The organism is Xanthomonas graminis pv. graminis, from assembly GCF_030168915.1.
In the GTDB taxonomy this organism is placed as follows: Bacteria; Pseudomonadota; Gammaproteobacteria; order Xanthomonadales; family Xanthomonadaceae; genus Xanthomonas_A; species Xanthomonas_A translucens.
Map to the genome: position 1 here is coordinate 2,410,390 of NZ_CP076255.1, position 15,618 is coordinate 2,426,007.

General features: G+C 66.1%; 1 protein-coding gene and 1 pseudogene (1 of these 2 only partly in view). Both read right to left on the reverse strand.

The genetic code is table 11. From position 1 onward, the window contains the following. Positions 1-1,680, reverse strand: a pseudogene (locus KHF85_RS10385) (non-ribosomal peptide synthase/polyketide synthase) (its annotated part extends 17,331 nt beyond the left edge of the window); the annotation flags it as partial. Continuing rightward, entirely contained in the window at positions 1,677-15,269 is a 13,593-nt protein-coding gene (locus tag KHF85_RS10390; protein WP_284566636.1) for an amino acid adenylation domain-containing protein, read from the reverse strand. The gene KHF85_RS10390 and the pseudogene KHF85_RS10385, both read right to left, overlap by 4 nt. Positions 15,270-15,618: the final 349 nt, after the last annotated feature.

The following is a 15,618-nucleotide window of genomic DNA, read 5'->3' on the forward strand; positions in this document are numbered from 1 at the left end:
GTAGGCCTGGCGCTCGGGCGGATAGCTTGGGTCCAGCGGCACATAGGCGGCGCCGGCCTTGAGCGTGGCCAGCACCGCCGCCACCATGGCGATGCCGCGCGGCAGGCACACGGCCACACGATCGTCGGTCGCCACGCCCAGCGCACACAGGTGATGGGCCAGCCGGTTGGCCTGGGCATCCAGGTCCGCGTAGCTGAGGCGGGTGTCTTCAAACACCAGCGCGATGGCCTCCGGGGTGGCGACGACCTGGCGTTCAAATGCGTGATGCACCTGGTGGTCGCTATGCGCTTGCCCGGGTTGGTCGTTGAACGCGTATAGCACCTGCTGGCGCTGCGAGGCCGTTAGCAGCGGCAGGCGCCATAACGGCGTCTGCGGATCCGCGAGCAGGGCCAGCAGCATCTGCCGCAGCGCAGCCAGGGCCTGTTCGGCCAGCGGCACGGGCAACCGGTCCGGATTGACGTTGAACTCCAGTACGACCGGATGCTGCTTGCTGTAGCGGCGCACAAACACGCCCAGCGCAGTGTCTTCATACCCGGCGTGCAGCGGCAGCATGTGCCAGCGGCCGCCGACGATGGGCGCATCGCCGAATGCGCTGAAGTCCTCGACCGACACACTGATGTCGAATGGACGCGGTGACCGCTGTCCGGCCTCGCCCAGTTGGCGCAGGGCATGTTGCAGCGGGCAGCGGGCGTGGCGCATCGCCGCGCGCAATTCCACCGCGATGGCGCGCATGGCGGTGGCGATGTCCGCGTGCGGCGAGACGCCCAGGTAGAGCGGCAGCTGCGTGGACAGCATGCCGAACATGTCGCGTTCGATCGCGTTGTGGCGATTGTGGACGGCAAGACCAATGGCAATCGGCGCCTGGTGATTGCTCAGCCGAGACAGACCGCTGGCCAGGCAGGCCAGGAACAAGCTGGTGAACGAGCCGCCCAAGCGCTCGGCCAGTGCGCTCAGGGCCAGGAAGTCCGGGGTGTCCAGCGCGCAGCTGAGCTGCACGCTGCGCTGATGGCCCAGCGCAGCGGTGAGGCTGGGATACAGCGGTTCCGGTCGCGCTTGCAGGCGGGCGCGCCAGTACGCCAGATCGCGCTGATAGCGGCTGGAGCCCAGATAGGCCTGGTCGGCATCGAGCGCTTGCAGATAGGACGGCGCTGGCGGCTGGTCGGGCTGGCCGCGCAGGCGCTGGTTGTAGCAATCGACCATCTGCTTGGACAGCATGCCCAGTGAAACGCCGTCGGCGATGATGTGGTGGCAGCGATACAGGCAATCGCCACCGGTGGCCGAGGTCTGCAGCCACTGGATGTCCCACAGCGGTTGGCCATAGCGCAGCAACGGCTGTGTCATCGCCTGCCGGATGTGTTCCCAGGCGCGTTGCTGGCCGTCACTGCTGTGCGAATAATCGTGCCAGGGCAGCGAAAAGGGCATGGTCTCCAGCACGTGCTGGCTCGGCAGCGGCGATCCTTCGATCAGGACCATGCGCAGGGCGTCGTGGCGTGCGATCACGGCTGTGACGGCGTGCTCCCAGGCATCCCGGCACAGCGTGCCCTCGAAGTGCATCACGCAGCCGATGGTGTAGCTGGGCTGGTCCGGGGCGAGCAGTTGACCAAGCCAGACACCTTGCTGAGCCGAGCCGAGCGGATGCACCGCAACCAGGGCCGGACAAGCCAGCTCGACAGCGCTCATGCAATCCCCTGTGTGGTCATGCGCGCAGCGCTGTCGAGCGCCTGTTCGATGCGGCGCGCGAGTGCGGCGATATGTTCGGCCTCAATCAGCGTGGTGTGTTCGCCTTCGACCGGGATCCGTTCGATCTGCGCATCGCTCAGCAGATGCTGCCAGCCATAGGCGTCACTGGCCGGTTCGGGCTCGGTGGCCTGGAACAGATGCAGTCGGCAGGCCATCGGCAGTGGCTGCACCGCAAAGGTGGGCCACAAGCGATTGAAACAGGTACTTGTGACGCAGCTGTGCAGCAGGGCCGCGACCGTGGTCTGCTCTTCACCCGCCAACTGCGCCAGCATCGGATCGCTTTGGCAGGCCAGGGCCATGTCCTGGTAAGCGCTGTCGCCGATGCGGTCCAGCAACGACCGCAACGCGTCCTGGACGTCATCGCGGTCCTGGTAGGGGCGATGGCGTTGCAATCCTTCCAGTTGACGCAGCAAGGTCCGGCCAATCGCATCGTCGAGCGTGTCTGTTTCCGTTGGCGCTGCCGGCACGTCGCAATCAAGCAGACCCAGGAAGGCGACGGGCTGGTCGTGCATGCCCAAGTGCTGGGCGATGGCATAGGCAAGCAAGCCGCCGGAGGAGTAGCCGAGCAGATGATACGGACCGTGCGGCTGCACCGTCTGGATCAGCTCGACCATGTGCGCGGCCAGCGCCTCCAACGTGGCCGGTAGCGGATCTGGCCAGGGCAAGGCATAGACGGGGATATCGGTATCGATGTGGGCGGCCAGCTCGAAGGCATAGGTGATGTCGCCCACCCCGGTCGGCAGCACAAACAGCGCAGGCCGGGTGCCACCGCGACGGGCCGCCAGCGCCTGCTGCCCCGGCGTCTGCACGCCTGCGGTCAGATGCGCAGCCTGTGCGCGCAGCGTCGGGGATTGGTACACCATCTGCACGGTCAGCTCGAAGCTGCTGCGCTTGGCTGCGGCGATCAGCCGCACCACCGATAGCGAATGTCCACCCAATTCAAAGAAGTGGTCGTCGCGGCCGATACGCTGCGGCCCCAGCACGCTGGCCCAGAGCTTGGCCAAGGCGCGTTCGATGGCATTGGCTGGCGGCACGTAGCCGTGACGCACCGGCATGGCCGCATCCAGCAACGGCAAGGCCTGACGATCGAGCTTGCCGTTGGCATTGAGCGGCAGCGCCTCCAGCTGCCGATACGCGGTGGGGACCATGTAATCGGGCAACTCCGCAGACAGCTGCGCGCGCAAGCCATCAGCAGAGAGGTTGCGCGCATCGCCGACCCAATAAGCGATCAGGCGAACATCGCCATGGCCGTCATCGCGGGCGATGATGGCCGCCTCGCGCACGCCGTCGCAGCGCAGCAGCGCTGCCTGGATGTCTCCCAGCTCGATGCGGAAGCCGCGCAGCTTGATTTGATGGTCGTTGCGGCCCATAAATTCCAGAACGTCATCGCTGCGCCAGCGCGCCAAGTCGCCAGTGCGATACATGCGCTGGCCTGGCCGCTCGGCGAACGGATCAGGGATAAAGCGCTCAGCGGTCAGCGCCGGACGATGCAGATAGCCGCGTGCCACCTGGACGCCGCCGACCATGAGTTCGCCGACGACGCCAGCCGGCACTGGCCGGCGACGTCGATCAAGCAAGGACAGTCGCACGTTGGCCAACGGCCGCCCCAGCGTGGGCAGCGGATCATCGGACTGGATCGCGGCTACGGTGACATCCACCGTGCATTCGGTTGGGCCGTAGACATTGAAGAAGCCAATATGCGCGCACTGACCCAAGCGTTGCCACATGGCGGGAGGGATCGCCTCGCCACCGATCAAGACCTTCTTCGGTACCCCAGCCGATGCATCAAGCAAGCCGTGGTCGAGCAGCAGTTGCAGCTGTGCGGGAGTGCAGTCGAGCACATCCAGGCGTGATTGGCGCATCCAGGCCAGCAGCGCCTCGCCATCCAGGCGAAGCGCCTGCGGGACGATGACCAGGCTGTCGCCGGAGAGCAGTTGCACCCACATCTTGACCGAGGCGTCGAACGACAGCGAGGCATTGACCGATATGCGCAGCGGCGTGGACGTGGCGTCCCCATGCACGACCCGATCCAAGGCCTGCCATAGATTGACCACAGCCGCGTGCTGGACCATCACGCCCTTGGGACGTCCGCTGGAGCAAGAGGTGTAAATCACATACGCGAGGTGGTGCGGGCATAGACCTTGCTCAGCCGGGTCGGGGTTGCGCTCGGGCTGCTGCGCCCATGCGCTGCTGTCGTCCAGCCAAAGCAGCGGAACCTTGCCGGTCGGCAACAATGCCCTCAGCGCGGTGTGGCTGAGCACGCAGTGCGGTGCGCTGTCCTCAAGCATGAAGGCCAGGCGTTGTGCAGGATAGCTCGGGTCCAACGGCACGTAGGCGGCGCCGGCTTTGAGTGCCGCCAACACCCCGACCATCATCTCCGGACCGCGCTCCAGACACAGCGCCACGCGACTGTCTGGCCCCACACCCAGGGCGATCAGGTGATGGGCCAGGCGGTTGGCCTGCACGTTGAGCTGCGCATAGGAGAGGGCGTGATCGCCAAACAGCACGGCGATGGACTGTGGGCTGCGCGCCACCTGCTGTTCAAACACCTGGTGCACGCAATACTCCGCAGCGGCTATCGGCGCCGCTGGATGGGATGCACACGCCGCTGCGATGTCCTGCTGCGGCAATACGTCCAACGCCCGCAGCGGCGTTGTCGGTGCCAGCAGCAAGGCGCTGTCCAGCGCAACCAAGGCCTGCAGCATCATCCGGCCGGCGCGCTGGGCGCCGACCCTGGGCATGGCCTGGACATCCAGCGAAAATCCGTGTGCATCGCCGTGATCATTGACCGACAGCAGCAGCGCGTAGTGGGTGCGTTCCTGCACTGACAGCGACGCGATCCCGTCCCAGGCGTGATCGGGACCGGCAGCGGCCGTGCGCCCGTCACTGGCATGACGGTAGTTCAGCACCGCAGTAAACAAGGGCGCCGGCGGCTGCACGCCGCTGCAGCGCTGGGCCAACGCCAAGGGCGCATGCTCATGGCGCAGCAGCTGGGCAAGCCGGTGTTGCATGTCCGCAATCGCCTGGGCAATGCCCGTTGCGTCGCAGTCCAGACGCAGCGGCAAGGTGTTGAGGAACATGCCGAGCACCCGGTCAGCCCCGTCGCCAGCCCACATCCGTCCGAACAACACCGTGCCGAACACCACCGTATCGCGATCACTGCTGCGTGCCACGACCAGGGCATAGGCCACATGGAACAGGCTGGCAACGCTCACGCCCATGCGTCGGGCATGGCTGCGCAGGCTGTGGGCCAGCGTGTCATCCAGCGACAGATGCGCTTGCTCGCTGTCGAGCAATGCATCGTCGCGTGTGGGCAGTCCGAACGGCGCGGTGGGTGCATCGATATCGGCCAGCATCTGGGTGAAGAACGCTCGGTGTTCCGATGGCGGCATCCCCAACTGCGCATGCGCGATGAAATCGCGGAACGGCAGCGGCGGCGGCAAACGGTCCTGATCCCCGGCCAGGCAGGCCTGGATCTCGTCCATCGCCAATTCCAGCGTGGTGTGATCCATCACTAGATGATGGTGCTGCAGACCCAGTAACCAGCGATCCTGGCTGGTGTCGTGGACCACGTGCGCGCACAACAGCGGTGCCTGCTGCAGGCACATCGGTGCCTGCGCTACATGCTCGCGCAGGCGCTCGACCGAACCGGTCCACGGGTGTTCTTGCACCGAAAGCGGCGCATGCCGCCAGACCACCTGCATCGGGGCGCTCAGCCGCTCCCAGACAATGGCGGTGCGCAGGATGTCGTGGCGGGCAATCACGACCTGCAGGGCGGCAAGCAAGCGATCCAGACCGGCGCGCGTGTCCACGCACAGCAGCGTGTGCTGCAGGTATGGATCGCGCACGGTGTCGGCCAGGTGGTGGAACAGCAAGCCTTCCTGCAGCGGCGCCAACGGATAGATGTCCTGGACGTTGGCCGCGCCGCCATCGACGCTGTCCACTACCAGATCGGTCTCGGCCTGGGTCAGCGCTGCCAGCGGCAGCAGCTCCGGGGTAATCCGACGACAGTCCGGGGCGATCAGATTGGCTGGGATGACCACCTTGACGGCCGCCCGCAGACCCGCCGCCAGGCCGGCCAGCGTTGGTGCACTGAACAAACTGCGCACGTCCACGTGCCAACCATGCCGGCGCAGCCGTTCGATCAGGGTGACCGCCAGCAGCGAGTGCCCGCCCAGGGCGAAGAAGTTGTCGTGGCGACCCACTCGTGCAACGCCGATCAATTCGCACCACAGACTGGCCAGAGTCTGTTCCAGCAGTCCCTGCGGTGCGGCATAGGCATCGCTGGCCAGGTCGTCACTGCACGGCGCTGGCAGGCGTTTCCGATCAAGCTTGCCGTTGGCGGTGAGCGGCAGCGCGTCCACACAGACATACGCGGCCGGCACCATGTACGCCGGAAGCTTGGCGCTCAGCATGGTGCGCAGTGCCTCGGGGGTGATCGCGCTGGCCACGACATAGGCCACCAGGCGCCGCTCGCCGGGGCGTGGCATGTCGGTCAGCACGATGGCTTCGCGCACGCCGGGACAATCGCGCAAGGCCGCTTCGACGTCGGCCGGCTCAACCCGGAAACCGCGGATCTTGACTTGGTCGTCGTTGCGACCGAGGAAGTCGAGCGTACCGTCGTTGCGCCAGCGTGCCAGGTCGCCAGTGCGATACATGCGCTGGCCGGGTGCAGTGGCAAACGGATCAGGGATGAAGCGCTCGGCAGTCAGCCCTGGCAGATGCAGATAGCCCTGGGCCAATTGCGCGCCGGCTAGATGCAGTTCGCCACTGGTGCCGATCGGAGCCAGTTGGCCGTGCCGATCCAGGACGTAAGCGCAGGTGCCGGGCAGGGGCCGTCCGAGCGGCAGGCGTTCGGCGCCAGGTTCGACCGCTGCCAACGGATGGATCACGCCAAAGACCGTGGTTTCGGTGGGGCCATAGCAATGCAGCAACCGCTGCGGGGGCGCCTGGGCGAGCAGTTCGCCGATGGCGCGCGCGTCAACCCGGTCGCCGCCGGTCAACAGACAGCGCAATTTCGGCAGCCAGCCAGCCAAAGCGCGCCAGTAGCTGGGCACCAGCCCGGCAGTCAGGTGCAGGATGCTGACCGCGTTGCTGGCCAGATGCTCGGCCAGGGCTGGCGGATCGAGCAAGACGTGCTGCTCGACGATGACGATGGCCGCGCCGTGCAACAAGGCAACCCATACCTCAAAGATCGCCGCGTCAAATGCCGGGTTGGCCAGAAACGCGACCCGGTCGTCGGCCTGGATGGGGACATGTCCACCGCCCATGGCAAAGGCGACCACCGCCTCATGGGCTACCACCACACCCTTGGGCGTGCCGGTCGATCCAGAGGTATAGATCACGTAGGCGGGGCTGTGCGCGGCGACCGCGATCGGCATCGCCTGGCGCTGATCAGCAGGCGCCAGGCAGTCCAGATCCAGGCGCGGCAGCTGCAGATTCTTCAGCGCGATGCTGCTATCGCTGAGCACTGCACGCGCCGCGCAGTGGTCGATGAGTTCGACCAGGCGCTCGCCCGGATGTTCCGCATCCAGCGGCACGTAAGCCGCAGCGCAGTGGAGCACGGCCAATTGGGCGACGATCAGCTGGGCCGAGCGTGGCAGCACCACCGCTACCCGGTCGCCAGGGTGAACACCTGCGGCCATGAGCTGCTGCGCCAAGCGTTGTGACTGGGCCAGCAGCTCGGCATAGGACAGGGTTGCGGCCTGGCTGACGATGGCCGGGGCATCAGGGGTCAGCGCGGCCTGCTGCGCGAACAGGGCATGCAGACTCGCCTGTGCCAACGTGCGCGCTGGACGAGCATGGCTCATCTCCAGCAGCTGGCGCTGCTGCGCTGGCGGCAGCAGCGGCAGGCAGGTGACACGCTGCTGGTCGCCTGCCGAGATCGCCTGCAAGACCTGCACGAACTGGGCGACGTGGCGCTGGATGGTGCTGCGGTCAAACAGCGCGCTGGCATAGCCGAGCGTGCCGACAATGCAGCCATCGTGTTCCTGCAAGCCCATGCTCAGATCGAACTTGATCGTCGGCAGCTGCAGGTCCACGCCCTGCAGGCGCAGGCCGGGCAGGCTCAACTCCGGTTCGGGCAAGTTCTCCCAGCTCAACATCACCTGGAACAGCGGATGGGCGCCCAGATTGCGATCCGGGTTGAGGGTCTCGATGAGTTGCTCGAAGGGCAGATCCTGATGGCTCTGTGCAGCCAACGCGGTCTCCCGCACCTGAGCCAGCAGGCTGGCCACGGTCGGGTTGGATGACAGATCCACCCGCAGTGCCTGGGTATTGACGAAGAAGCCGATCAGCGGCTCCAGTTCGGCATGGGTGCGGTTGGCCACCGGGGTGCCGATCACCACATCCGCCTGCCCGGACAGGCGCGACAACAGCACCGACCAGGCAGCTAGCAAGGTCATGTAGACGGTGGTGCCGTGGCGCTGGCCCAGCTGCTTGAGCGCGGCACTGTGAGCGGGATCCAGGCTGAAGTGGACCATGTCGCCGGTGTAGTCCTGGCGCGCTGGGCGCGGTCGGTCGGTGGGCAATTCCAGCAAGGTCGGCGCGCCTTGCAGATGCGCGCGCCAGAAGTCGCGCTGGCGCTGCAGGGTCTGGCCGCTGATCCGGCGACGCTGCCAACTGCTGTAATCGGCGTACTGCACCGGCAGCGCCGGTAGCGGATCGTCGCGACCCTGCACAAATGCGATGTACAAGGCGCCCAGCTCGCGGATGAACACACCCATCGACCAACCGTCAGAGACGATGTGGTGCATGGTCACCAGCAGCAGATGTTCGTGCTCAGCCAGAGCCAGCAGACGGCCACGCAGAAGCGGGCCATGCTGCAGGTCGAAGCCGGTGGTGGCCTCCTGGAACGCGTGCTCGCGGGCGGCTGCCTCCGGATCGGGCAGCGTGGTCAGGTCGATACAGTCCAGTGAAAACCCGGTCTGCGGGATCCCGATCAGCTGCACCGGCGCGTCATTTTCGACGCCAAAAACGGTCCGCAGCGACTCGTGCCGGGCCACGATGCGGTCCAGCGCCCGGCGCAAGGCCGTGCGGTTCAGCGGACCGCTCAAGCGCACCCCGCCGGGCATCAGATAAGCCAGCTGACTCTGCGGATCAAAGCGGTCCAGAAACCACAGCCGCTGCTGGGCAAAGGACAGCGGCAGCGCTGCGCTGCGGTCCACCGCCACGATGGTCTGTGCCTCGCTAGGGCTGCTGCGGTCAAGGCATCGCGCCAGCGCCTGCAATTGGGTGTGGGTGAACACATCGCCGATCTGCAGCTCCACCCCCAGACTATCGCGGACCCGCGCAATCAGTTGCACCGCCAGCAGCGAGTGTCCGCCCAGGTCGAAGAAATCATCGTCGCGGTTGACCTGATCAATCGCCAGCAACTCGCACCACAGCTGGGCCAGGGCCTGCTCGTTGGCGCCTTGCGGGGACGCGCCGGCCGGATCGCTGCGTTCGGCATCCGGCGCCGGCAGCGCCTGGCGATCAAGCTTGCCGTTGGCGGTGAGCGGCAGCGCGTCCAGGCATACATAGCTCGCCGGCACCATGTAGTCCGGTAGCCGCGCCGCCAGATGCGCACGCACGGCATCCACCTGCAGCGACGACGTGACCACATAGGCAACCAAGCTGCGCTCGCCTGTTCGGTCTTCGCGGACCAGCACGGCTGCGTCGTGCACGCCCGGTGCGGTGCGCAGCACGGCCTCGATTTCGCTCAGTTCGATGCGGAAACCGCGCAGCTTGACCTGCTGGTCATCGCGACCGACGAACAGCAGCGTGCCATCCTCGCGCCAGCGCACCAGATCGCCGCTGCGATACATGCGCGCGCCAGGCAGCGGCGCAAACGGATCGGGAACAAACCGCTCGGCGGTCAGATCCGGGCGGCCCAGGTAACCGCGCGCCAGCTGTGCGCCGGCGATATGCAACTGGCCGTTGACGCCAATCGGCAGCGGCTGCTGCCGGCGGTCCAGCACGTGCAGGCGCACATTGGCGATGGGGCCGCCGATGTGCACCGCTTGCCCGGGCAGCACCGTGCCAAAGCTGACCCCGGAGACGGTCTCGCTGGGGCCATAGGCGTTGATCAGTTGCACGTGCTGATCTGCCAGCGTGTGCCAGCCTTGAACATGCGCAGGGTTCAGCGCTTCGCCACCGCAGACCACAAGGCGCAACGTCGCCGGCAGTGGCGCCACGCTATGCGACTGTTCTGCCATCCAGGCATGCCAGTAGGCGGTGGGCAGGTTGAGCACGCTGATCCGCTGCTGCTCGATCACCCGCACGAATTCGGCGATGGCCGGCAAGCGCTGACCGGGCAACAGGACCAGCGTGGCGCCGCTGGCCAGGGTCGCGAAGATTTCGTCCACGGCGATATCGAAACTGGGCGAGCTGCATTGCAGCACCCGGTCGCCGCTGCGTAATACGTAGCGGGCGGCGGCGGCCACGCAGTAATTGCGCAATCCGCCATGGTCCACCGCCACGCCCTTGGGCGTGCCGGTCGAGCCGGAGGTATAGATCACATAGGCCAGGTGCTGGGGCTGCAGCGCCGGCACACGCGGGGCGGTATGCGGCGGCTGCGCCCAATCTGGATCTGACTGGTCAAGTAGGAGGACGGGGATGCCAGCCTGCGTGCCCAGCTGGGAAGCGCCTTGGGCATCGGTGAGCAGCACGCACGTGGCACTGTCGGCCAGCATGAAGGCCAGCCGTTGCGGTGGGTAAGCCGGATCCAGCGGCACGTAAGCGCCGCCGGCTTTGAGTATGGCCAGCATCGCCACGATCAGCTCGATGCTGCGGCCCAGACACAGCGCCACCCGGCGGTCCGGGCCCACGCCCAGTTCGATCAGGTAGCGGGCCAGCTGATTGGCTTGGGCGTCGAGTTCGGCATAGGACACACTGCGTTGGGCATCGACTACCGCAATGACCGATCCGTTTTGTTCGGCATGGCGTTCAAGCAGCGTATGCACACCGGCAACGTCAGCCATCGCGATGTCAGTCGCGTTGAAATCCTGCAGCCGTGCCAGTTCCTGCGGCTCGATCACAGACAGGGCGGAGATCGGAGCACTGTCGGCGGCCGCCATCCGGCCCAGCAGGGTGAGCAACTGGCGGATGTGGCGTTGGATGGCCGAGCGGGCGAACAAGGCCGTGGCAAAACCCAGGCTGCCGACGATGCAGTCGGCGTCTTCCTGCATCGACAGTTCCAGATCGAACTGCGCGCTGCGGCCGCTGCGCTCCAGCGACTCCAAGCTCAGTCCCGGCAGGGTGAGTTCGCCCTCCGGCGCGTTCTGCCAGGCAAACATGACCTGGAACACCGGATTGTGCGCGTTGCTGCGCACCGGGTTGAGCGCCTCGACCACATGCTCGAAAGGAATGTCCTGACAGGCCTGTGCCGCCAGTGCCGTGGCCCGGGTCTGGGCCAACAACGCGGCCACGCTCGGGTCCTGGCTCAGGTCGATGCGCAAGGCCAGCGAATCAACAAACAGCCCGATCAAGGATTCAAGTTCGGCCTGATGGCGATTGGAGATGGGCGTACCGATCACCACTTCACGCTGCCCCGACAAGCGCGACAGCAGCGCTGCCCAGGCCGCCAGAATGACCATGAACAAGGTCGCGCCATGACGCTGGGCCAGTGCCTTCAGCGCCGCAGACTGCGCGGCATCCAGGCGGAACGGCAGCACTTCGCCGCGATGGTCTGGCTGCGATGGGCGCGGGTAGTCGGTGGGCAGGTCGAGCAGCGCCGGGGCGCCGTGCAGGTGCTCCACCCAGTGCGCCAGTTGGCGTTGCAGCCGCTCGCCGGCGATCCAGCGGCGCTGCCAGATGGCAAAGTCGGCGTACTGGATCGGCAACGGCGGCAGCGGATCGTCCAGCCCTTGCACAAAGGCGCTGTACAAGGTGCTCAGTTCATTGACCAGCACTGCGCCGGACCAGGCGTCGGCGACAATGTGATGCACGGTCAACAGCAGAATGTGGTCGTGCTCGCCAAGGCGTAGCAGCCGACTGCGCAGCAACGGCCCGCTGGCAAGGTCGAACGGCGCCTGCGCCTCCGATTCGACGTGTTCGTAGGCGGCCTGCAGCGGATCGCTGTCGGCGCTGAGGTCGTGATGGATCAGTGCAAAGCCGCGATCGGCTGGCTGGATCACCTGTTGCGGCTGTCCGTCCACCGTCACAAAACAGGTCCGCAGCGCTTGATGGCGTTCGACGATGCGCTCCAGCGCACGCCCCAGCGCAGTCACCTCAAGGCTGCCGCGCAGTCGCAGCGCGTAGGCCAGCGAGTAGGCGGTGCCGATTTGCCCATGCATGTCGATAAACCACAGGCGCTGCTGCGCAAACGACAACGGCAGCGGCCCAAGCTGCGGACACGGCACCACTGCCGGCGGCGTATCAACCGACGCACTGGTCAAGGCAGCGGCCAGATCAGCCAGACGCGCATGCGCGAAGATCCCGGCCAAGCTCACGTCCAGACCAAGCCGTTGGCGCACGCGTGCGAGCAACTGCACCGCCAGCAGCGAGTGCCCACCCAAGGCGAAGAAGTCGTCGTGGCGGCCGATTTGTTCGACCCCGAGCAGCTCGCTCCACAGCGTGGCCAATTGCATTTCCAGCTCGCCCTCCGGGGCGACATAGGCCTGCACAGCCAGAGCATGGGCATCGGGCACTGGCAAGGCCCGCCGATCCAGCTTGCCGTTGGCGGTCAGTGGCAGCGTATCGAGCTGCACATAGGCGGCCGGCAGCATGTAGTCCGGCAGTCGTGCGCTGAGCTGGGTGCGTACGGCCTCGGGATTGAGCGCAACATCGGTATCACCAACCAGATAGGCCACCAGGCACGTGTCGCCCCGACGGTCGTGACCAGCGATGACCGCTGCCTGGCGCACGCCATCGCAGGCGCGCAAGGCGGCCTGGATTTCGCCCAGTTCGATACGGAAGCCACGCAGCTTGACCTGATCATCGTTGCGGCCCAGATATTCCAAGCTGCCGTCGGCATGCCAACGGGTCAGGTCGCCGGTCTTGTACATGCGCTCACCGGGCTGCTCGGCAAACGGGTCGGGGATAAAACGTTCGGCGGTCAATCCTGGGCGGCCCAGATAGCCGCGGGCCAGGCCGGCGCCGGCCACGTGCAGTTCGCCGGCCACGCCAACCGGCAGGCACTGGCCATCGTCTGACAGCACATAGGCGCGCAGATCGGCCAGCGGTGCGCCAATCGGGCTGTGCCCGGAGCGTTGGGCATCGTCCGCCGTGAGCGCATGGGCGGTGACATGCACCGTGGTCTCGGTGATGCCATACATGTTGAGCAGGGCAGTGCGCTGGCCGTGCTGGGCAAACCAAGGCGCCAGGATGGCCGTCTGCAGCGCTTCGCCGCCAAAGATCACCAGGCGCAGGCTGTGCTGCGCGGGGCTGTGTCGCTGCGCATCAAGCAGCGCCTGAAAGGCACTTGGGGTCTGATTGAGCACGCTCACGCGCTGCTGGCAGAGCAGGGCGTGGAAGGCGACCGGATCGCGTGCGGTGTGCTGCGGCACCACCACCAGGCGTCCGCCGTGGGCCAGCGCGCCCCACAACTCCCAGACCGAGAAATCGAAGGCGCAGGAATGGAACAGGGTCCAGACATCCTGGGCGCTTGGAGCAACCAAGGCGTGGGTGGCATGCAGCAGGCGCACGACCTGGGCATGGGCCACGATCACACCTTTGGGGGTGCCGGTGGAGCCGGAGGTGTAGATGACGTAAGCCGGATGCTGGGCCAGCACGTCGCTGCGCTGAGGCGCGTGTGTCGGCTGCTGCGCCCATACCGGATCAGCGTCCAGCAGCAGCGTGGCGATGTCGGAATCGGTTGGCAGGGTGGCTGCCAGCGCCCGATGGGCCAGCAGCAGGCGCGGCTGCGCGTCGTGGAGCATAAAAGCCAGCCGCTGCGCAGGGTAGGCCGGGTCCAGCGGCAGATAGGCGGCGCCGGCTTTGAGCACGGCGAGCAAGGCCACGATCAGGTCGATGCCCCGCTGTAGATACAGTGCCACGCGATCTTCCGGACCAATGCCCTGGGCGATCAGATAATGGGCGAGCTGGTTGGCACGGGTGTCGAGCTCGGCATAGCTGATGGTCACATCGTCGTGCACCACCGCGATGGCCTGCGGTGCCCGGGCGACCTGTTGCTCAAACATGCTGTGCAGACAGCGATCGTCGGCAAACACCCGCTGCGTAAGCGCCAGTGTCTGCAGCCACTGTTCGCGTGCAGGCGCACTCAGCAGCGGCAGTCGATCGACGCGGAGGTTGTCGTCAGCCACCATGCCGTGCAGCAGGCTGATGAACTGGGTCAGATGGCCTTCGATGGTGCTGCGTTCGAACAGGGCAATCGGGTACTTGATGCACGCACCCAGTCCGGCCGGTGATTCCTGCATCGCCAGTACCAGATCAAACCCGCACATGTCCGATGCATCGGCCAACGGCTCCAGCTGCAGTCCAGGCATGTGCAGGGATTGGTGACCGCTGAAGCCATCCAGACTGAAAAGAGCCTGAAACACTGGCGTATGGCTCAAGCTGCGGTTTGGCTGCAGCGCTTCGACCAGGCGCTCGAACGGCAGCGCCTCGTGATCTTGTGCGTTCAACACCACATCGCGCACATAGATCAGCCACTGTGCCACGCTGGGCGTGCCCGACACGGTGAGCCTCAGCGCCAAGGTGTTGATGAAGCAACCGATCAGTGGCTCCAGATCCGGATGGGTCCGTCCGGCCACCGGCGTGCCGATCACCACATCGTTGGTCGCACTGATGCGCGCCAGCAGCAGCGCCCAGCCGGCCAGCAGCGTGCCAAACAACGAACATCCGTGGCGCCGTGCCAACCCATTCAGCCGCTGGCCTAACGCAGGCGGCAGCAACACGTCCACCACCGAGCCGCGATAGTCCTGCATGGCCGGTCGTGCATGATCAGTCGGGAGTGCCAGCAGCGACGGAGCGCCAGCCAATTGCGCAGTCCAGAAGCGCAGCTGTGTCTCCAGGGTATCGCCCTGCAACTGCTCGCTTTGCCAGATTGCATAGTCTGCATACTGGATCGACAAGGGCGGCAACGGATCGGGCTGTTGCTGGATGAAGGCCCCGTACAAGACTTCCAACTCGCGCAAGAGCACACCGATTGACCAGCCATCGCATGCGATGTGATGGAAGGTCAGCAGCAGGACGTGTTCGTGCGCTGTCAGCTGCAACAGGCGACCACGCACCGGAGCCCCCAGTTCCAGGTCGAAAGGCTGCCTGGCTTCCTGCTGCACGATGCGCGCGACCGCAGCTGGGTCCGCAGCGCAATCGCTCAGGTCCTTATGCACCAGCGGGAAGCCGGTTGCCGGCTGGATGCGCTGACGGATCTGGCCATTGACTTCGACCAAGCTGGTGCGCAGCACCTCGTGCCGGGCCACGATGCGATCCAGCGCAGCTTGCAACGCGTGGATGTCCAGCTCGCCGATCAGGCGCACGCCGTTGGCGATGTGGTAGGTGATCGACGCCTGCGGATCCAGCCGGGCGAGCAGCCACATGCGTTTTTGCACGAACGAGGCAGGAAGGGTCTTTGCAGACTTATCCATGATGGACGGGATCCTCGAGCAGGCGTGACCAGCACCGGAACGTGCGCCTGGCAGTACGTGGCGGAAGACGCGGCACTTGGCGATCGCGTCGGAACAGGATCATCGATATCGGACGTTGCACGTACCTGACCCAACTTGCGGTTGCGTAGATCGGTGTTGTAGTGCTTCGGGCAAGTGCGCACTTGACTGGCAGTGACTGCGGTTTGTCTTTGGCGGTCGTGTCTGCGCCAACCGCGCAACGACTTCGCCTTGCCGCCAACCCGGCGTTCGCCCCCGCAGCGCCGATGCCGGGTGTCGCCTGCGCGCCATGTCCAGTGACGCTGACAGGCAACTGATCGGCGCACACGAG